The sequence below is a fragment of the Neolewinella maritima genome (assembly GCF_923081025.1).
In the GTDB taxonomy this organism is placed as follows: domain Bacteria; phylum Bacteroidota; class Bacteroidia; order Chitinophagales; family Saprospiraceae; genus Neolewinella; species Neolewinella maritima.
In genome coordinates, this window is sequence record NZ_CAKLPZ010000001.1 from 1,497,693 (window position 1) to 1,516,180 (window position 18,488).

18 protein-coding genes are annotated in these 18,488 nt (G+C 58.9%); 7 read left to right on the forward strand and 11 right to left on the reverse strand.

Translation table 11 applies throughout. The annotated features are described in order from the left end of the window. The first annotated feature begins 71 nt into the window (after nucleotides 1–71). Nucleotides 72–989 carry an ATP synthase F1 subunit gamma gene (gene atpG / locus MJQ68_RS06175; protein WP_238750155.1) on the forward strand — a complete coding sequence of 306 codons (918 nt, stop codon included), beginning with the start codon at nucleotides 72–74 and terminating at the stop codon, nucleotides 987–989. A 15-nt stretch (nucleotides 990–1,004) separates the two neighbouring features. Here the strand turns inward: atpG and MJQ68_RS06180 are convergent, their stop codons facing one another. The 5 genes from MJQ68_RS06180 to MJQ68_RS06200 all read right to left on the reverse strand — a co-directional run bounded on the left by MJQ68_RS06180 (nucleotide 1,005) and on the right by MJQ68_RS06200 (nucleotide 6,623). Then, nucleotides 1,005–2,336, reverse strand: a complete 1,332-nt coding sequence (locus MJQ68_RS06180; protein ID WP_238750156.1) for an MATE family efflux transporter — start codon at nucleotides 2,334–2,336, stop codon at nucleotides 1,005–1,007. A gap of 31 nt (nucleotides 2,337–2,367) precedes the next feature. After that, nucleotides 2,368–4,311 carry a sialate O-acetylesterase gene (locus tag MJQ68_RS06185; RefSeq protein ID WP_238750157.1) on the reverse strand — a complete coding sequence of 648 codons (1,944 nt, stop codon included), beginning with the start codon at nucleotides 4,309–4,311 and terminating at the stop codon, nucleotides 2,368–2,370. Between the two features lie 34 nt (nucleotides 4,312–4,345). Further along, on the reverse strand, nucleotides 4,346–5,101 hold the full coding sequence (locus MJQ68_RS06190) for a shikimate dehydrogenase family protein (RefSeq protein WP_238750158.1): 756 nt from the start codon (nucleotides 5,099–5,101) through the stop codon (nucleotides 4,346–4,348). Nucleotides 5,102–5,177: 76 nt separating this feature from the next. Beyond that, nucleotides 5,178–6,140 (reverse strand): DUF368 domain-containing protein, encoded by a 963-nt coding sequence (locus MJQ68_RS06195; RefSeq protein WP_238750159.1) that lies wholly within the window; start codon nucleotides 6,138–6,140, stop codon nucleotides 5,178–5,180. Then, entirely contained in the window at nucleotides 6,141–6,623 is a 483-nt protein-coding gene (locus tag MJQ68_RS06200) for a hypothetical protein (RefSeq protein ID WP_238750160.1), read from the reverse strand. Between the two features lie 352 nt (nucleotides 6,624–6,975). Here MJQ68_RS06200 and MJQ68_RS06205 point away from each other — a divergent pair, with 352 nt between their 5' ends. The 4 genes from MJQ68_RS06205 to MJQ68_RS06220 are packed head-to-tail and all read left to right on the forward strand — an operon-like array spanning nucleotide 6,976 to nucleotide 10,971. After that, the gene (locus MJQ68_RS06205; protein WP_238750161.1) at nucleotides 6,976–7,830 is read left to right on the forward strand and encodes a prephenate dehydratase; all 855 of its coding nucleotides are present in this window, start codon (nucleotides 6,976–6,978) and stop codon (nucleotides 7,828–7,830) included. A 4-nt stretch (nucleotides 7,831–7,834) separates the two neighbouring features. After that, complete coding sequence (locus MJQ68_RS06210) at nucleotides 7,835–9,049, forward strand: pyridoxal phosphate-dependent aminotransferase (RefSeq protein WP_238750162.1); 1,215 nt, start codon at nucleotides 7,835–7,837, stop codon at nucleotides 9,047–9,049. Beyond that, nucleotides 9,046–9,888 (forward strand): prephenate dehydrogenase, encoded by an 843-nt coding sequence (locus MJQ68_RS06215; RefSeq protein WP_238750163.1) that lies wholly within the window; start codon nucleotides 9,046–9,048, stop codon nucleotides 9,886–9,888. Before MJQ68_RS06210 ends, MJQ68_RS06215 begins: the two co-directional genes overlap by 4 nt. Nucleotides 9,889–9,894: 6 nt before the next feature. Next, nucleotides 9,895–10,971 carry a chorismate mutase gene (locus tag MJQ68_RS06220; RefSeq protein WP_406612733.1) on the forward strand — a complete coding sequence of 359 codons (1,077 nt, stop codon included), beginning with the start codon at nucleotides 9,895–9,897 and terminating at the stop codon, nucleotides 10,969–10,971. An 82-nt stretch (nucleotides 10,972–11,053) separates the two neighbouring features. On the opposite strand, the gene MJQ68_RS06225 is transcribed toward MJQ68_RS06220, so the two are convergent. The 3 genes from MJQ68_RS06225 to MJQ68_RS06235 all read right to left on the reverse strand — a co-directional run bounded on the left by MJQ68_RS06225 (nucleotide 11,054) and on the right by MJQ68_RS06235 (nucleotide 13,251). Next, nucleotides 11,054–11,353, reverse strand: coding sequence for a putative quinol monooxygenase (locus MJQ68_RS06225; protein WP_238750165.1), 300 nt, complete (start codon nucleotides 11,351–11,353; stop codon nucleotides 11,054–11,056). A gap of 133 nt (nucleotides 11,354–11,486) precedes the next feature. After that, nucleotides 11,487–12,584 (reverse strand): redox-regulated ATPase YchF, encoded by a 1,098-nt coding sequence (gene ychF / locus MJQ68_RS06230; RefSeq protein ID WP_238750166.1) that lies wholly within the window; start codon nucleotides 12,582–12,584, stop codon nucleotides 11,487–11,489. Between the two features lie 37 nt (nucleotides 12,585–12,621). Continuing rightward, nucleotides 12,622–13,251: a rhomboid family intramembrane serine protease gene (locus MJQ68_RS06235; RefSeq protein ID WP_238750167.1), complete on the reverse strand. Its 630-nt coding sequence runs from the start codon at nucleotides 13,249–13,251 to the stop codon at nucleotides 12,622–12,624. Between the two features lie 52 nt (nucleotides 13,252–13,303). Here MJQ68_RS06235 and MJQ68_RS06240 point away from each other — a divergent pair, with 52 nt between their 5' ends. Continuing rightward, the gene (locus MJQ68_RS06240) at nucleotides 13,304–13,726 is read left to right on the forward strand and encodes a Dabb family protein (RefSeq protein ID WP_238750168.1); all 423 of its coding nucleotides are present in this window, start codon (nucleotides 13,304–13,306) and stop codon (nucleotides 13,724–13,726) included. Here the strand turns inward: MJQ68_RS06240 and MJQ68_RS06245 are convergent. From MJQ68_RS06245 to pyrR, 3 genes are read right to left on the reverse strand one after another with little or no spacing between them, the layout of a single operon-like run. Then, on the reverse strand, nucleotides 13,715–14,935 hold the full coding sequence (locus MJQ68_RS06245; RefSeq protein ID WP_238750169.1) for a lysophospholipid acyltransferase family protein: 1,221 nt from the start codon (nucleotides 14,933–14,935) through the stop codon (nucleotides 13,715–13,717). The genes MJQ68_RS06240 and MJQ68_RS06245 overlap by 12 nt on opposite strands. A 3-nt stretch (nucleotides 14,936–14,938) precedes the next feature. Beyond that, entirely contained in the window at nucleotides 14,939–15,883 is a 945-nt protein-coding gene (locus tag MJQ68_RS06250; RefSeq protein WP_238750170.1) for an aspartate carbamoyltransferase catalytic subunit, read from the reverse strand. Nucleotides 15,884–15,891: 8 nt separating this feature from the next. Next, nucleotides 15,892–16,449 carry a bifunctional pyr operon transcriptional regulator/uracil phosphoribosyltransferase PyrR gene (gene pyrR / locus MJQ68_RS06255; protein ID WP_238750171.1) on the reverse strand — a complete coding sequence of 186 codons (558 nt, stop codon included), beginning with the start codon at nucleotides 16,447–16,449 and terminating at the stop codon, nucleotides 15,892–15,894. A gap of 113 nt (nucleotides 16,450–16,562) precedes the next feature. Between pyrR and MJQ68_RS06260 the strand changes: the two genes are divergently transcribed. Further along, a complete protein-coding gene (locus MJQ68_RS06260; RefSeq protein ID WP_238750172.1) occupies nucleotides 16,563–18,458 on the forward strand; it encodes a GNAT family N-acetyltransferase in 1,896 nt (631 codons plus the stop codon). The last annotated feature ends 30 nt before the right edge of the window (nucleotides 18,459–18,488 follow it).

Genomic DNA, 18,488 nt, shown 5'->3' on the forward strand with positions numbered 1-18,488 from the left:
CTAAGGGGTTAAGGCAGCATGATTGCCACCCCACAACCCCTTAACCCCTTTCCTCCATAACCCCTTGCAATATGGCTAACCTCAAGGAAGTACGTGAACGCATCCGCTCGGTAAAGAACACCCAGCAGATCACCAGCGCGATGAAGATGGTCTCCGCGGCCAAGTTGCGGCGTGCGCAGCAAGCGATTGTCGAGCTACGGCCCTACGCCGATAAGCTCGACGAGATGCTGCGCAACATCCTCAGCGGTCTGGAGGGGGATGCCGATACCGAGTTCAATAAGGTGCGCCCCCTCACGGGTGCTTGCGTGGTGGTAGTTACATCTAATCGGGGACTAGCCGGCGCGTTCAACACCAACGTCATCAAAGCCGCCGAAGCCTCCATCAAGGAGATGGGCAAATTTAGCGGACCGCTCGACATCATCTGCATCGGCCGCAAGGGTTCGGAGTACTTCCGCAAGCACTACGGTAAGCGCGACGATGTCAAAGTGGTTACTGACTTTGTCAACCTGTTCGATAATCTAGCCTTCGACTTTACGAAGGAGGTACCCGATTTGATCATGGCCCGCTTCCGGTCCGGTCGCTACGACCGCGTCTATGTAGCCTACGCACGCTTCAAGAACGCTGCGGTGCAGTATGCTACCAGCGAGCAGTTCCTGCCCGTAGAGGATACGCTACTTGTGGAGGGTGATGGTAATTCGCCTGCTCCGGCTGCCAGTCGGTACAAAGCAGACTACATCTTCGAGCCCGGTAAGGAAGAACTGTTGGCGTACCTGTTACCCAGTATTCTGCAGACTAAATTTCAGGCCGCTCTACTGGATACCCATGCCTCCGAGCACGGTGCCCGAATGACCGCTATGGATAAGGCCACCGAGAACGCGCAGGATCTCCTCCGTGATCTGAAGATCAGCTACAATAAGGCACGCCAGGAAGCGATCACCAACGAGATCCTCGAGATCGTGGGGGGTGCCGCCGCGCTAGAGTCTGCGTAACTAGCTGGCCTATTGCTAGGCCGCGCGCCAGCGTGGCCGTCGGAAGTAACGAAAGCTGAGGCCGAACATCAGTACCCAGTACACGATCTCCATGCTCCAGGCTACCGTCAGGTTGCCCCAGCCGCTACGCACTACGACGAAGATCAGGGCCATATATACTACGGCACAGGTAGTCTGGTAAATGAGTGCCTTCTTGGTCTGTCCCGCCCCGATCAGCCCGTTGAAAAAGATGCTTGCAAAGCTGAAGGTGACCAAAATGCCCAGCAGTACCCAGAAGACCGGATAGGCCGCCTGAATGAGGTATACGCGCTCGTCTCCCAGGAGTGGATACAGGACCTGCCGGGGGAATAAAATAATTGGCAAGCCCATGAGCAGGGTCACGCCCAGACAAAGGGCCACCGTACGCCAGAGTACAACCTTCACCTTGCGGCGCTCGTCGCGGCCCACGAAGTAACTGGCCAGCGTGTTTACCCCCGTACAAAAGCCCCAGGCCGGTATACTCAGGATGAGGTAGGCGATCCGGATGATGTTGTTGACCGCCAGGGCGCGGGGGCCGAAGTTTTCGACCAGTCCGGTGAAGAAGAAGTAACTACCCAACCCCACTACGGACATGGTAACGATAGGCACAGATAGCCCCACGATCTCTCTGATCAGCGCCGGATCGTACCTGGGCAACTTACCCCGTAGGTAGATGCGGTTCTTTCGATCACCGATCATGTAGGCTACAAACACCGCAAGGGCAACGTACTCGGCGATCGTGCTGGCCAGACCGGCCCCGGCGATACCCATCTCCGGAAAGCCATAACGTCCGAAGATCAGGGCTTCGTCGAGAAAGATGTTCGTGATGGCCAGTATCACGGTATCCACCACGATGAATACCGGTCTAGCGATACCAGTGTACAGTGCAATGCAGGCTACCCCCAGGTAGCTGGCGAATACCCCCCACTTGCGGGTCTCCAGGTACTCCAGGGATTTATAGAAGATGACATCAGAGTCCACCAGGGAGGCAAAAAGCCAGTACGCCCCGTAGGTCATAAATAGAAACACCGCTACGGCTAGCGCCAACTCGAAGTACACCGTACTATAGAACGATCGGCCTACCTCCGCGGGCTTATTCATCCCTACGTAGCGGGCGATCATGATCTGTCCGCCGCGACTGAAGCCAAAGCCCACGGCCGCCACGATGATGTAAAAGGCGGCTACGAAGCCGATGGCCGCAAAATCGTCCTCGCTGCGGTAGTAGAGAAAGACCGAATCGGTCATCGCTACCACATTCTGGGCTGCACTGCCGACAATGATGGGGATGCTAACTTTCCAGATGCTCCGGTATGAGGTCGTAAGTTCCAAGGCCGCGAAGGTAGGCGATGCGAGGTATTCGCTAGTCTGCCCGCAGTTCAAAGGGCGTAACCGGCAGCCCCTCCCGACTGAAAAGGTTTGCATCGTCAGGATTACTGAACCAGGCATAGCGTACCGCCTGGATGCCGGTGCCAGCCGGATTAATCACTTCGAGTCGATTTGTACTAGTGTGGAGTAATCCTATGGCCCAGTGCCACTGCCCCTCCGTATCCTGCACGCTCAGCGACTTAACTATGGGGTAGCGCTCCTCTTGCGGCCCACGAATCATCAATCCCGTACCGATCTCGGAAAACATGACATACGCGCGATCACCCTCCACTTGTATCTCGGTCGCGACTGGACTACTCGCCTGTACCTCCTGTCCATACACGTCACGCAGCGCATGCAGACTTAACCGCCGACCCACCTCCCACTTATTCTTGGGGTGAATATCATCTGCCTCACCAATGTCTGTGATCACGGCCTGTCCGGTCTGGGGCAGATCGGTAGCGGCGGTCTGGCTAGCTCGTAGCACCGCCCAGCCCGGCTCGTCGGGCGAGCTTGGAGGGGCTTCGTAGTTAGCCAACTGCACCCAGTAAAAGGGTAGCTCAGCCTGGCCGAAGCGTTCCCGCCAGGAGGTGACCAGCGTGCGCATATAGTCAGCATAGGCCTCTGCGTCGCCCGGGCCGGCGTTACTTTCGCCCTGATACCAGAGTACGCCGGTGAGGGGCCAGGCCCTCAGGGGTGCGATCATGGCATTATAGAGTAGGGTAGGGACCTGGTTGGGACTGCCCTGCCCGATCCGGAACTCGCCGATCCGGTACGCATAGCGGCCATTCAGTGGCACATCACCCGTAGTGGTGCGCAGATACATGCCCTCTGGCGCACCCATGAATCCGCCCCCACCGCCCCCGTCGAATACACGGATAGCGAGGGTGTTTTTTCCCGCACGGAGCACATCAGCCCCCACGGGATACTCCCGTTTCGTACTGTAAGCATTTGGCGTATCACCGACCTGTATGCCGTTGACGTAGGTTCTATCGCCATCATCAATGGGTCCTAGGTAGAGTACCGCTCCGCTACCCGCCTGAGCCTCCGTGAGCGTAAACTCCCGCCGGTAATAAAAATACCCATCTACGTTGGTATATCCCCGGGACTCCCAGGCGCCGGGCAGCTCTACGGTGGCCCAATCAGCTACATCGACTTCGTCATCGAGGTAGCCTAGCTCCGCACCGCGATCTTCCGTGGGTGGCTCACCCTGTCCGGGAAACTCCCGCCGGTATAGCGCACGAACCCTGTCTTCCGTCGACAGAGATTCAGCCTGTTGGCTGTCTACCTGGGCTAGCGCATCCGTATCGAGCATATCGGCGCTGAGCCAGGGTTCTATCCGACTTCCGCCCCAACTGGAGTGCAGCAGACCGATAGGCACCGTAATACCCGCCTCCCGCAAGTAGTGCGCGAAGTATGCCCCTACGCCACTGAAGTCGGCGATCTCGTCCACCGTACCGGGCTTCCACGGCTCATTGAGCGCGATGTGATCGAGTGGTGTATCCGCACTGGTCTTGTCGATCAGCACCTGACGGATGAGCGGATCGGCTATCGCCCCGGCGCGCGTGCTATCCGGATCGGACTGGGCCAGTCGCCACTCCATATTGCTCTGTCCGGACAGCAGGTATACATCACCAAAGTAGATATCCTCTAGTGTGAGGGTCTGCTTACCATCGCTTATGCTGATGGTATGGGGCCCGCCTGCCTCGGTGGCTGGTAGCATAGTCTCCCAACGGCCGTCGCGGTCTGCTTTGGTGCGGACAGTCGTTCCATCTAAGCTTACGCTCACCCGGCGGTTTTGCTTAGTCCAGCCCCAGATCGGGTGCTCCTTATCGCGCTGTAGAACTGCGTGGTCGGTGAAAACCTCGAATACCTGTAAGTCCTGTGCCGTAAGCATGCCGCCCAGGAACAGGCACTTAAGCAGAAGTAGTTTATGCACGATCGATCCCTTTAGTGATCGGGGAAGATCGCATTTATTCCGCGGTCCAAATCTTCCAGGCCGCCTCAGCTTGTTTGACGAGCATGCCCTGCCCGTTTGCGGCCCCGGCCCCGGCCGCCCTAGCACGGCGCATGAAGGCTGTTTCCGGCGGATTGTACGTAAGGTCGTAGCAGAAGTGCTCAGCGGTTAAAGCTCCGTAATCCAAGTACGGCGCCGCCGACACGTTCGGGTACATACCGAGTGGCGTGGTATTCACCAGTAGTCGACACTGTTGCAGCACTTCACCGCTAAGAGCGTCATACGTCAGGCGATTTGCACCTGCACTGCGACTAACAAACGAATGCTCTATACCCAGATCATCCAGTGCAGCTGCTACGGCGAGCGATGCACCCCCGGTACCCAGGATGAGGGCTTTGCTTTCTGTGGGTAAATTCCTTCCCCGTGCTGCCAACTGCTCCAGCAGATCATCCCGAAAGCCTAGGTAGTCTGTGTTGTAGCCCGTAAGCCTACCATCGTGAACGATCACCGTATTGACCGCTCCGATGGACGCCGCGATGGGGTCGATCGCATCGAGCAGTGAAAGGATTGCCCGCTTGTGGGGGATCGTCACGTTGAACCCCGCTACATCATTATACTCATCCAGCTTTTCCTCTAATTGATTCACTGATTGTAGTTCAAAATTCACATACCGATGCGTATCCGCCAGCCCAAGCGAAGCAAACTTCTTGGTGAAGTAGGTCCGGCTAAAGGAATGTGTAAGCGGGTAGCCGAGCAGGGCATACGTAGGCATATGGATAGAAGGGTAGGGGCGCGTACGCCGGTGCAGGGGGGGGTAGGAGAAGGGCTTTACCGGACGGGAGCGCGTATCAGGTGATGTCTCCTGCACCTGCGTCCGCGCCCTCCTGTACCTTTTGGGTAGCGCTGGCCTCCAGCATGAATACTACGGCCAGACCGACTACTACAGCTACTAGTACAGCTACAACATAGGGCTCACCGCCCAGGTACTGTGCCGGCAACACATTGGCTTCCAGGACGGGTACTTCCTCGCCGCCGCTGTTTACACGCGTAGTGATGGCGTTGCGCCAGGGCCAGAGCTTGTTGAGCGAGCCGATCATGAAGCCGGTCAGCAGGGCGAAGGTGCGATTGGGGTAGGTGCGGAAGGTCCAGGTAAGTAGCTTGGAGAAAAGCGCCAGGCCCACCAAACAACCCGCCGCGAAGCAGGCGACGATCAACAGTGCGCCATCCTGCCCCTCGGCCAGGCCACGTACCGCGCCGAAGACTACCGTATACATACCCAGCAACACCAGGATGAAGCTACCGGACACACCCGGCAGGATGAGGGCGGATATAGCAATCGAGCCGGATAAAAAGACCAGCAGGGGCGATGCACTGCCCCCGAGGGGATTGATCGTAGTAAGCATATAAGCGACAACTGCTCCCCCTACGAGGACGGCGACCGTGGCCGGTCCCCAGCCCTTGATCTGCCGGCCTACGTAGATCGCCGAGCTAATAATGAGACCGAAGAAGAAGCCCCAGACCACCGTAGGGAAGTCGCGCAGCAGGGCCGTAATAGCCACCACCGCTATACCTAGACCGATGACCATCCCCCCGCCGAGTTGCAACAGAAAGCCTCCGTCGGCCTCCCGCCAGGCGGGTTTGAAGCCTTCCCTGCGGAAGGTGCCGGCCACCTTAGTGCCCAGGATGGCCCCGATGGCCCGAAGCAGGCGTTCGTAGATGCCCGTGATAAAGGCGATGGTACCCCCGCTCACGCCCGGGATCGCCTCGGCAATACCCATAGCCATGCCCTTCAGGATCAGTGCGATATTCATCTACTCGGTCGGCTTTACACTGTTGTACATGGCCGTGGTCTCATCCAGCGTATACACCCCATCGAAGGTGTTCTGGAACACGATCTCCCGGTCGCCCTGGTAGACGATGTACCGGAACCCAAAGGCGGAGGTCGTATCGATCTTGTTCTCGAAGATGAAACCTGCGGGATCCTCACTTACGATACGCTCGAAGTAGCGATTATCACGCACCGCCTCTAGCTCAGTCGCCTTCAGCCGCGTCATATCGTTCGTTGCCGCCGTACTGGCCAGTATCTGCACCGCATAGCGGTCGGCCGGACTCTTCACCGTCACATCCTCGATGATGCCACTGAGCTTGCCCGCTACCACCCGCGCGCTGTCCGGCGCCTGTATGGTGACCGGTATATTGTATTCCGTAAGATCCAGGGCCCGGAAGCTGGTGCCCCCGTCCTGCCCACAGCCCCAACAGAGCAGCACCGCGGTAATAAAAATTCCTATACGCATAGTTCGCAATTAGCGCGCAAAGATACACCACGCCCCCGCCGCACACGATCTACCCGCGCAGCGGTCTACCCCGAAGGGTCTACCCCGCCGAAGGCGGTCTAACGAGCGAAGCGATCTACCGAGCCGAAGGCGATCTAAGGCCGTAGGCCCCTCCCCCCCTTGCTATGACAACATTTTGCGAATCCAATCCCATACGCTAGCTTTGTCGGACCATGCACCCAAGCACAGTTTATTTCTGGTTTAGCTTTTACTACCTGCGCGAGTAGGGACCGAGCTGCGTACACTAGAATGACAGACAACGGCGGTCCCCCATACTACGGGCACCGCTTTTTTTATTTCACCCCATCTTCCAATGACCCCGCCGCCAGTACTCTCACCCCCCCTACGCGTCAGTATCCAGGGCTACGCCGGTGCCTTCCACGAGGCCGCCGCCCGGGCGCACTTCCAGGATCGCGAGGTCATCACCGTACCCGGCCACACCTTCGCCGAAGTGATCGAGCAGGTGGAGTCCGGCGAGAGCGACACCGCCCTGATGGCCATCGAGAACACCCTGGCCGGTAGCCTGATGACCAACTACGACCTGCTGCAACGCTCCGATCTGCGCATCACCGCCGAGGTATACCTACGCATCCGCCAGAACCTGATGGCCCTGCCCGGCGTGGCGATCGACGAGTTGCGGGAAGTGTACTCACATCCCATTGCGCTCATGCAGGTGCGTGAATTTTTCCATGCCTGGCCCAAGATCAAACTGGTAGAATCCGCCGATACCGCCCTGAGCGCACTGCACGTGCGGCAGAGCGAGGACCGCAGTCGCGGCGCGGTGGCCCACAGCCTGGCGGCCGAGCTGTATGAACTAGACATCCTGGCCGAAGGCATCGAAACGAACCGACTTAACCACACCCGCTTCCTGGTGCTGCGCAAGGGCCGGGACACCGATCAGGATAGCGGCGACAAGGTGAGCCTCAGCTTCAGTGTAAGCCATGCCGCCGGTAGCCTCTCGCGGGTGCTGATGGTCCTGGATGCCTACAAGATCAACCTGACCAAGATCCAGAGTACGCCCATCATCGGTCGCCCCTGGCAGTACCGCTTCTACGTGGATTTTATGCTCAACGGTACGGTATCCGTGACCGAGGCGCTGGCTGGTATTCGTCCCATTACCCAGGAACTCCGCGTGCTGGGCATCTATACCGCCGGCCAAAAACCCTGATGCTATGATGACGACCTCACCGGCCACCGTTACCCCTATCCTTCCCGTCAGCGACCGCCTGGGCGACACCAAGGAATACTACTTCAGCAGCAAGTTGCGCGAGATCGCGCAGCTACGCGCCCGGGGTAAGGATATACTCAATTTGGGTATAGGGAGTCCTGACCTGCCCCCCGCTCCCGAAGTCATTGCCGCACTTACGCACTCAGCCGGCCGGAGTGACACCCACGGTTACCAGCCCTACACCGGCTGCCCCGAATTACGGCAGGCGTTCGCCACCTGGTACCAGAACTTCTTCCATGTCGACCTGGACCCCGCCACCGAGCTGCTCCCCCTGATGGGCAGCAAGGAGGGCATCATGCACATCAGCATGGCGTTTCTTAATCCGGGCGACGAAGTTCTCATCCCCAATCCCGGCTACCCCACCTACCGCTCCGCTACCGAACTGGCCGGCGGTACGGCTAGGACCTACGACCTGCGTGCCGACCAGGGTTGGCTGCCCGATCTGGACGCGCTGGCCGCCGAGGGACTCGGCCGCGTAAAGATCATGTGGATCAACTATCCCCACATGCCCACGGGTGCCGCCGCCCCGCCGGACTTTTTCGCCCGCCTGATCGCCTTTGCCCGCGAGCATCAGATCCTACTGGTCAACGACAATCCTTACGCCTTCATCCTCACCGATAGCGTGCAGAGCTTGCTAGCCGTGCCGGGTGCACGCGAGGTAGCGCTGGAGTTATCTAGCCTCAGCAAGGCGCAGAATATGGCTGGCTGGCGCGTTGGCGTTCTGGCCGGTGCCGCGGCCTACCTACAGACTGTACTCCGCTTCAAATCAAACATGGATAGTGGCATGTTCCTGCCCGTGCAGCGCGCCGCTACGGTTGCGCTCGACCTGGGCCAGGACTGGTACGATCAGCTCAACACCACCTACCGACAGCGCCGCACTGTCGCCCTGCAAATCATGGATACCCTGGGCTGTACCTACCAGCGCGATCAGGTCGGACTGTTCGTCTGGGCCAAGACCCCGGCCGGTACCGATGGCTATCGCACCTGCGACCGCGCCCTCTACGACCACGACGTATTCATCACCCCGGGCGGCATCTTCGGTACGGCGGGAGAAGACTATGTACGCATTAGCCTGTGTAGTCCGGTCGGGGTACTCCAGGAGGCACTCGACCGACTGGGCGGCAGCGCGCAGGTGCGCAGTAAAGCAAACGGGCAATGATCGTCGGCATCATCGGCATAGGACTCATCGGCGGCTCGCTCGCCATTAGCCTCAAGGAGAGTGGGCTAGCTAGCCATGTCATCGGTATAGATGCCTGTCAGGCTAATCTCGATAAAGCCGTGCGCCGCCGCCTCATCGATGAGGACCTACCGCTCGGTGAAGCGCTGTCAGCCTGCGAGCTCATCGTACTGGCTACGCCCATGGATGCCATGCTCACCCTACTGCCTGATCTGCTGGACCGGGTAGGGGCGCAGCAAACGCTCGTTGACGTAGGTTCCACCAAGGAGACCCTACTGGAACTGGTGAAGAATCACCCGAACCGCGGTCGGTTCGTAGCCTGTCACCCGATGGCAGGCACGGAGTTCAGCGGGCCGGAGGCAGCCGTGCCGAATCTATTCACCGGTAAGACCTGCGTGATCGTGGATGCCCAGGACAGTGCTCCGGACGCAGTCGATACGGCTAAACGCGTATTCGGTAGCGCGGGCATGCGATTTACCCACCTGGACCGCTGCGCGCATGACCTGCACTGCGCCTACGTGAGCCACATCTCACACATCGCAAGTTTTGCACTGGCCCTGACGGTACTGGAAAAGGAAAAAGACGAACAGCGGATCTTCGAGCTGGCCAGTTCCGGCTTCGGATCCACCGTACGCCTGGCGAAAAGCTCGGCCGATATGTGGGTACCGATCTTTCGACAGAACCGTGATCATGTGCTAGACGTGCTAGACGAACACATCGAGCAGCTATCCCGCTTCCGGACTCAACTCATTAAACGCGACTTCGAGGGCTTCCACGCCCGAATTGAACGCGCCAATCAAATTGAAAAAATTCTAAAGTAACTCACCATGGACATGCAGATCAAGAAGGTCATCACCCCCACGCCCGGCCGGGGTGTCGTCATTGCCGGACCCTGTAGCGCCGAGACCGAAGGACAGGTCATGCAGTGCGCCAAGGACCTGGCCAAACTGAACCAAGTGGATCTCTTCCGCTCCGGCATCTGGAAGCCACGCACGCGCCCCGGGAGCTTCGAGGGTGTGGGCAAGGAAGGTCTGTCGTGGCTCAAGCGGGTCAAGGAAGAGACCGGTCTGCGCACGACCACCGAGGTAGCTAAGGCCAGCCACGTCTACGACTGCCTCAAGGCGGGTATCGATGTACTCTGGCTCGGAGCACGCACCACGGTAAATCCCTTCAGCGTGCAGGAGGTAGCCGACGCACTGAGTGGAGCTGACGTACCGATCATGATCAAGAACCCCATCAATCCCGACCTGGGGCTCTGGATCGGTGCCGTCGAACGCATCTACAAGGCCGGCATCACCCGCATCGGACTCATCCACCGCGGCTTCAGCTACCACGGCGAGACCATCTACCGCAACGTACCCCGCTGGCAGATGGCCATCGAGATGAAGCGCCGCTTCCCCGATCTCCAGATGGTAGTAGACAACAGCCACATCTGCGGCAACCGCCACATGCTAGCCGAAGTGGCCCAAGAAGCCCTGAACCTCAACTACGATGGCGTGATGACCGAGGTACATCCACGCCCCGACGAAGCCTGGTCCGATGCCGCCCAGCAGATCACGCCCCAGGTATTCGGCGAGCTCCTCCAGAACCTCCGTCTGCGCAAGCCCACCGTCGACGAAGTAGAAATGGAACCCCTCACCGAGCTCCGCCGCCAGATCGACGAGATCGACGCCGACCTCATCGGTATGATCGGCCGCCGCATGAAGCTATCCGACCAGATCGGCGAGTTCAAAGCCGAACGCAACATCGCCGTCCTGCAGTCCGACCGCTGGGAAGAGGTCATCACCGAAGCCAGCAAGAAAGGCAGCGCCCACGGCCTGAGTGAAGACTTTATGAACGCCTACCTCCGCGCCATCCACCAGGAAAGTATCGACCACCAGGACGCTATCGTAAACAGAGGGTAGGGGAGAGGGAGTAGTTTAATAGTTCTGTAGGCTGGTAGTACAGGCACTACAGAAATACCGAACTACCAGACTACAGAACTACCTACTCCATTCCCATCACCAGGTCACATTCCATGACATTGGGTTCGCCCTTCCAGACCTGCTTGATCTTAGCGTGGAAGGTGGTGTGCTCGTCGTCGGCTACGTGCTGCTCGAAGTAGCTGTAGTCTTCCCAGCACTCCATGGTGGCAAACTTGGCGCTGTTGTCGCGGTCGCGGATCAGGTAGAAGAACAGGCAGCCGGGCTTCGCGCGACTAGCCTTGGCGTGCTCCGCAAACGTGGGTGCAAACTCATCGGGGGTGTTCAGCTCAAAATGAGCCATCAGGTACAGTTGCTCAGACATGGTCAGGGATATTTACCCCCTAACCCATCCAATCCCCACCGGTTTACTCCCCCGCACAGCCATCTACCCCCGAAGGGGTCTACCAAGCCGAAGGCGATCTACCCGCGAAGCGGTCTAACCGGCCTCCGGCCGTCTACACATTAAACCGAAAGTGCATCACGTCCCCATCCTCTACGACGTACTCCTTACCTTCCACGTTTAATTTGCCGTTGTCGCGGGCCGCAGACTCGGAGCCGAAGGCCACGTAATCGGGGTAGTGAATGACCTCGGCACGGATAAAGCCTTTTTCAAAGTCGGTATGGATAACCCCCGCCGCTCCGGGCGCCTTAGTGCCCTTACGGATGGTCCAGGCGCGTACCTCCTTTTCTCCCGCAGTAAAGTAGGTGACCAGGTCGAGCAGCGAGTAGCTGGCACGGATGACCTTGTTGACCCCAGGCTCGGTGAGTCCCATCTCTTCGATGAATTCAGCGCGCTCTTCTTTGGTTTCCAGTTCGGCTATGTCGGCTTCGATGCCTGCGGAGATCAGGATGACCTCGGCCGCTTCATCAGCCACGGCGGCACGGAAGGCTTCGGTGTGGGCATTGCCGTCGTCGATGCTGTCGATGTCTACATTACAGACGTACAGGATGGGCTTGCCGGTCAGCAGCATGAGCTCGCGGACCATCGCCTGATCGTCTTCTTCAGCCTCGAAGGTGCGGGCGGGTTTTTCACTTTCCAGATGGGCCAGTAGAGCTTCGCCGACTTCGACGATACGCTTCGACTCTTTGTCGCCACTCTTCGCGGTACGGCGGAACTTCTCGATCTTCTTTTCGACCGTTTCGATGTCCTTGAGGATGAGCTCGGTATCGATGATCATCTTGTCGCGCACGGGATCCACGCTGCCGTCAACGTGAACGACATTGTCATCTTCAAAGCAGCGGACGACGTGCAGGATCGCGTCGGTCTCCCGGATGTTTCCGAGAAACTGGTTACCCAGTCCTTCGCCCTTGCTGGCCCCCTTGATGAGTCCGGCAATATCGACGATGTCGACGGTGGTGGGCATAATGCGCTGGGGACTCACCAGCTCGGCCAGCTTGTCCAACCGCTCGTCGGGCACGGTGATGACACCCAGATTGGGGTCCTTAGTAGCAAAGGGGTAGTTGGCGGCCAGGGCCTTAGCCGAGGTCAACGCGTTGAAGAGGGTCGACTTACCGACGTTGGGTAGACCTACGATGCCACACTTTAATCCCATAGCTAGACTGGTTTTGCTAAAGGGCGGCAAAGGTAAGCTAAAAGTTAGGTCCGCGCGGGGTCATGAGCTCCTGCAGGAAGTACTGCATCAGGGCGGGTTCGAAGGCGAGCACCAATACGGAGTAGGCTACTAGTCCGAATACAGCTCCCCAGAGGTGGGCGTTGTGACCGATGTTGCCCTCGCCCCGCTTATCGGCGTAGCTGGAGTAGGCGATGTAACCGACACCCAAGAGGATGGCCGGCAGCGGAGGGAAGATGAACCAGTTCCAGGGGTCGAGCATCACGTAGGGCCAGATGATGGCCGCCACGCCGCCGGATGCGCCCAGACTGGCGTACATGCGGTTATCCTGGTGGCGCAGGAAGTCGGGCACACTAGCTGCCACAATGGCTACGAGGTAGAAGAGTAAGTAGGCCACCTTGCCCACCGTGGGGCCGAACAGGTACTCCGAGAACACGTACTCGACGGAGCCCCCGAAAATGTATAGGGCGTACATATTGAAGAGCAGATGCTGGAAGTCGGCATGAATGAAGCCGTGGGTCAGGAACCGATGGTATTCCCCGCGCTCCTTCACCGCCGCAGGTACGAAAAGAAGCTGTGCCTTCAGGGCCGGATTATTAAAGGCTTGCCAGCTGATCAACACGGTCAGGGCGATAATGATGATGGTCATAGACGAAGGTTGAGCTACGGAAACTATCTTGGCCCGTCACTAAGCTACAAGAATGATGCACCGTACCCTTTGGTTGACCTGCCTGTTGTTTCTCGGCCTGCTACTGCCCGCCTGTAGCGTCAATACCGCCCAATCTACTTCCCCTATGGCTACCCCCTCCACGCCAGGCATGGCACATACCGTTTACTTTTGGCTGAAGGACGGCCTGTCCGCCGAGGAACTAGCATCCTTCGAGGCCGGCATGAAGAGCCTGCAGGCCGCCCCGTCCGTGCGCCGCGCGTTCGTCGGTGCTCCGGCCGCTACACCCTCGCGCGAGGTGGTCGACAATAGCTTCGACTACTCGCTGGTCCTGTGGTTTGACGACGTAGCCGGGCACGATGCTTACCAGGTCTCACCTACCCACCTCAAGTTTGTCGAGGACCATGAAGCCAAGTTCGATGTAGTCAAGGTGTTCGACAACATGCTACTTAATTAGGTGAGAGACCAGCGTACGCAACTTGTCGTACGGTTTCCGGCCCAGTCGTCGGGCACGCTTCGCACGGGTCCAGGCTAGCCATTCCTCGACCTGCGTGATGCACCAGGTGGTCGTTGCTGCGCTGGCCAATAGGTATACCGCTGCGTACCACGGAAGGAGCAGCACGAGGGGAACATACAGCAGCGTACCCACGGCCACCACGGCAAAGCGTACCGGGCTATAGAATTCGATGGTCTTCGGACCTGTGCGGGCGATCAGTTCTGCTAGGCCCCACAGGGGGAGTTGAGGGAGCAATAGGAGTGCCGCCGGCAGCAGCAAACGGGGCGAACTGGTGGTGTCCTCAGTAGCAGCTAGTACATCCTGCGGATGTAGCCCCTCACTACGCAGCTGCGCATTAAAATCGGGGATGCGCTGATCCATCGGATCGTACCGCCTTACCGTCCGCAAGCTCAGGTCCAGGGCTGCTCCTGAAGTCGTGACCCCCCGGGCAGATCGACCCAGTACTACACTCTGTACGGCCTGCAGAGCCGCTTCATAGTTGGTATCGGTAGCCGCGTTCGGCAACTGAATAACCAGCTCACTGAGGGCCGATGTCAGGGCTTCGGTCAGCGCATGAATACCCCGCGCCTCGTTAGCTAAGTAGGCTTGCATAAACTGCCGGGCGTGGATCGCTTTGCCGCAGCGAATCATCACGTCACTGCGCACCCGCTCGGCCGCGGTAAAGTTGACCCCGATGGGTACGATGTAAACTTCCTTCAGCGAAGGGTCTCGATCCAGGGCGCCTAGGGCGATACGCGCCGTGCCCTTACGCAGGGGGCGGAGTCGCTTCTCGTGTACACAACTTCCCTCAGCTAAAATCATCAGCGCTTGCTGCTGACTCAGCACGTCATAGCATTCCTGGAAGGTGGCGTAGTTACGGGTCAACTGTTGGTAGCCCCCATCCTTGAGGCGGTACACGGGCAAGATTTGGAGTGCACGGAGTAGCCAGCTAGCCACGCGGTTCTTGTACAAATCGCCCCGAGCCAGAAAGTGCAGCGGCCGCGGCTGAAAGCAGGCCAGCAGACAGGGTTCGATAAAGGCAGTAGGGTGATTGGCAGCCAGGATTACGGCGGCGTTCTGTGGGATATTCTCCAGTCCGGTCAGGTCGATGTTACGGTAATAGTAGCGCAGCACGTAGCGGGCTACCGGGCGGACCAGGTGGTATATCACTGGCTAGACTTCGTTGCGCCGCGCCGCGAGCAGGTAAAGGACCGCCATACGCACCGCAACGCCGTTTTCGACCTGCTGTAGGATGATGCTGTGCTTGCTATCGGCTACCGCAGTGTCGATCTCCACGCCGCGGTTGATGGGGCCGGGGTGCATGATCACGATCTCCTTGTCGAGCCGGTCCATGCGGGCCGTAGTGATGCCAAAATGGCGATTGTATTCCCGTAGGCTGGGAATGTACTTAGTGTCCTGCCGCTCGAGCTGAATACGCAGCACGTTAGCTACATCGCACCACTGCAGGCTGTCCTGTACGTCGTAACTCACTTCTACGCCCAGACTACCAATGGGCTTGGGAATCAGAGTCGGCGGTCCACACACCCGTACCTTCGCCCCCAGCTTCTGCAGGCAAAAGATATTAGACAGTGCGACTCGCGAGTGGGTGATATCGCCAAAAATGCAGACCCGCTTGCCGATCAGGTTGCCGCCCAGCGCATCGCGCATCGAGTAGGCGTCCAGAAGCGCCTGGGTGGGGTGCTCGTGGGTCCCGTCGCCGGCATTGACGATACTAGCGTCGATCTTGCCGGCCAGGAAGTGGTGGGCTCCCGGAGCCGGGTGGCGCATCACGACCATATCGACCTTCATGGCCAGGATATTATTGACTGTATCCAGCAGGGTTTCACCCTTCTTGACCGAGGAGCTTGACGCGCTGAAGTTGACGGTGTCGGCACTTAGGCGTTTTTCGGCCAGCTCGAAGCTGATGCGTGTGCGGGTGGAGTTTTCGAAGAAGAGATTTGCGATGGTGATATCGCGCAGGCTGGGGACTTTCTTGATCGGCCGATTGATCACTTCCTTGAACTCCCGGGCCGTGTCCAGAATGAGCTCTACGTCGCCGGCCGTCAGGTACTTGATGCCCAGGACGTGTTTGGTAGAAAGTTGCTGAACGGACGCCATTGCTGTGATTAGGAACCGGTAAGTAAGATCTGATCGCTGCCGTGGGACTCAGCCCACTGCACATCCACGTATTCATCCGTCAGCGTATCCACCACCAGCCCCCGGTAGTTGGCCTGCACGGGTAGCGTACGCCGGAACCGCCGGTCGACCATCACGAGTAGCTCCACGGCAGCCGGACGGCCGTAGTGGTTCAGAGCCGTCATCGCACTCAGTACGGTGCGCCCGCTGAACAAGACGTCGTCCACCAGGATGACCCGCTTGTCTTCCACCAGAAAGTCGATCTCGGTGGGGTGGGCCGTCATCGGTCCTACTTTCGTCCGAAAGTCATCGCGGTAGAAGGTGATATCGAGCTTGCCAAAGGGCAGATCCACGATACCCAGGGCCGTCAGACGATCGTGCAGCCGGCGGGCCAGTTGCACCCCGCCGGTCTGAATACCGATGAGGCAGCTCTGACTGAAATCCCCGTGCTCTTCGATAAGGTGACGGCAGAGCCGCTCTACCGTCAGGGCAAAGCGTGCGGCATCGTGTATGGTACGCGTATCGGGCACGCCGCGAAGGTATTGCATTCGTCTCTAAGCACGCCACGGTATCGGTACACACCGGGCGCGGTCGCCAGTGCAATGAATAAACAAGAGGGCGGGTGTATCGGTATTCTAGCCACTATCCTCAATTTCAGCCTATGCAGTTCCGCCCCGGCAGGGAAAGCGACTTCACCCACCTGGAAACTTTTGTCTGGCAGGCCATCTTTCCCGCCTTCGACGTGCCCGGCCTCACCGAGGAGCAGCAGGCTGAGAACGACGCCATGGTAGCGCAGGCAACTACGCAGGTACTCACCGCCCTAGAGCAACCGGAGTACAGCGTGTTCACGGCCTGGGACGAGCGACGGCGATCATTAGCCGGCTACCTTATTCTCGAAGGAAACCCCGGAGAGTACTCTACCGTTACCCAACTCATCATACGCCGTAGTGAATGGGGCAAGGGGGTAGGGGAGGGCCTGCTCAAAGAGGCCCTTCAGGAAGTAGGACCGTACCAGGGCATACAACTGGCTGTACGCGCCTACAATGCACGGGCCATCGCATTCTTTGCTAAGCATGATTTCACCGACACCGGAGAATCAGCGGGTGACTACGCCATCGATCGCATCCTCATGATTCGTGAAGCAGTGGAAACACCAGCGGCTGCAGAGGCTACTTCCACGTATCAGGAACCCCCCGAATCACCAGTAGTGTCAGACTACACGTTTCCCACTGAAGCGGATGCCCCCTACCGCGACGAACTCCCCGACTATTCGCTGACCGTAGAGACTGACTCCCCCTTCGATCCCGCCGATTCCTTTCTCGACGACGAACAGCGGTCCACCCTCGAGGACTTCATCGCCAAAGCGAAGGCCCGGAAAGAGGAACAGGCTGCCGCCGGTACCGCGCAAAAAAAAAATCTAGTGACGACTGATCTATTCTCCACCCCGTCCGATGAATCAGCCACCGAACCCGAGCCGGATCAGCCGTCGGAGCGTCAGCCGGATATTCCCTTCGAGGTCGTAGGAGCCTATAACCCGCAGGAGGTGGACGCTAGCAGTGATCAGGCAGACGAAGTAACCGACGGGGCGCCTACCGAAGAAGCGAAAGATTCGGAACCTGCCTTTGCCTTTGATTTCGCCTTCGCCGCCGCTCCGTCCTCCGCACCCGCGGCCCCGCCCGCTGAACCTTCGGTGCCGGAGCCGGTGTGCCTCAACTGTGGGACGGACCTGCCACCGGCCGCCCGCTTTTGCCCCAACTGTGGTACGGCGCTGCAGCAGGATGAGGTACTGGAGCTTCGGGAGATCGAAGAGCCCGCACCTGCCGCCCCGCCGCCGCCCGAAGCGGAGCTCACCATGGACGATGTACGGACCGCCTTCGAGGACCTGCTGGGCGATCGCCTGACGGCCTACTTCGGTGCCGATAAACTGAGGGACTACCTGGCGGTGTATTGCGGGGATGAAAAATTTCGCCAGATTCGTGATGTCAGTTTGCGCAGTCTGACGCAATACATGCAGCAGGAACCGGAGCGGCGTAGGGCCAACCGTCGACGCGACAGCGTGCTGGCCGGACTGGTGGAGTACTTTGTCGTAGAAACCAGTGCGGCGTTGCATTCCGGAGCCCTGCCGCAACGCCTGCTGCGCTACCAAAGTGTGGACTGGGCGCAGGTGGACCTGTTTCAACTCGTACTCGACTACCTCGATATGGACCAGGAGACCGAGACGGTGTATACCGACTTCGTGACCACCCCGCAGAAGGTGCTGCGTAACGCCACCCAGACCTACCTGCGGGCGGGACGGGATGAACGATTGTTATTTATCTGCGACCAGAGCTTGCTGGGTAATGGGAAACAAGGATTTGCCCTTACCGATAGCACGCTGTACTGGAAAAACGTGCTGCAACCGGCCGGTGCGGTGACCTACACGACCCTGGGAAATGTGGTACGGCAAGACGGCCATTTGCTCGTCGACGGGCAGTACTTCGATGCCGGCGCACGGCTCAACCTGCGGGTAGCGGTGCTGTTGGATAAGTTGCGCCACCTGAACCTGCGCGGTGAATAACTACATTTGCCCGCCTTACCCCACCACCCG

Excerpts from the sequence above, each read along its gene's own strand:
- MJQ68_RS06190 (WP_238750158.1), bottom strand. The coding sequence starts at position 5,101 with ATGCCTACGTATGCCCTGCTCGGCTACCCGCTTACACATTCCTTTAGC.
- atpG (WP_238750155.1), top strand. The coding sequence starts at position 72 with ATGGCTAACCTCAAGGAAGTACGTGAACGCATCCGCTCGGTAAAGAAC.
- MJQ68_RS06205 (WP_238750161.1), top strand. The coding sequence starts at position 6,976 with ATGACCCCGCCGCCAGTACTCTCACCCCCCCTACGCGTCAGTATCCAG.
- MJQ68_RS06260 (WP_238750172.1), top strand. The coding sequence starts at position 16,563 with ATGCAGTTCCGCCCCGGCAGGGAAAGCGACTTCACCCACCTGGAAACT.
- MJQ68_RS06215 (WP_238750163.1), top strand. The coding sequence starts at position 9,046 with ATGATCGTCGGCATCATCGGCATAGGACTCATCGGCGGCTCGCTCGCC.
- MJQ68_RS06250 (WP_238750170.1), bottom strand. The coding sequence starts at position 15,883 with ATGGCGTCCGTTCAGCAACTTTCTACCAAACACGTCCTGGGCATCAAG.
- MJQ68_RS06225 (WP_238750165.1), bottom strand. The coding sequence starts at position 11,353 with ATGTCTGAGCAACTGTACCTGATGGCTCATTTTGAGCTGAACACCCCC.
- MJQ68_RS06210 (WP_238750162.1), top strand. The coding sequence starts at position 7,835 with ATGATGACGACCTCACCGGCCACCGTTACCCCTATCCTTCCCGTCAGC.
- ychF (WP_238750166.1), bottom strand. The coding sequence starts at position 12,584 with ATGGGATTAAAGTGTGGCATCGTAGGTCTACCCAACGTCGGTAAGTCG.
- MJQ68_RS06240 (WP_238750168.1), top strand. The coding sequence starts at position 13,304 with ATGATGCACCGTACCCTTTGGTTGACCTGCCTGTTGTTTCTCGGCCTG.
- MJQ68_RS06220 (WP_406612733.1), top strand. The coding sequence starts at position 9,895 with ATGGACATGCAGATCAAGAAGGTCATCACCCCCACGCCCGGCCGGGGT.
- MJQ68_RS06195 (WP_238750159.1), bottom strand. The coding sequence starts at position 6,140 with ATGAATATCGCACTGATCCTGAAGGGCATGGCTATGGGTATTGCCGAG.
- MJQ68_RS06200 (WP_238750160.1), bottom strand. The coding sequence starts at position 6,623 with ATGCGTATAGGAATTTTTATTACCGCGGTGCTGCTCTGTTGGGGCTGT.
- pyrR (WP_238750171.1), bottom strand. The coding sequence starts at position 16,449 with ATGCAATACCTTCGCGGCGTGCCCGATACGCGTACCATACACGATGCC.
- MJQ68_RS06235 (WP_238750167.1), bottom strand. The coding sequence starts at position 13,251 with ATGACCATCATCATTATCGCCCTGACCGTGTTGATCAGCTGGCAAGCC.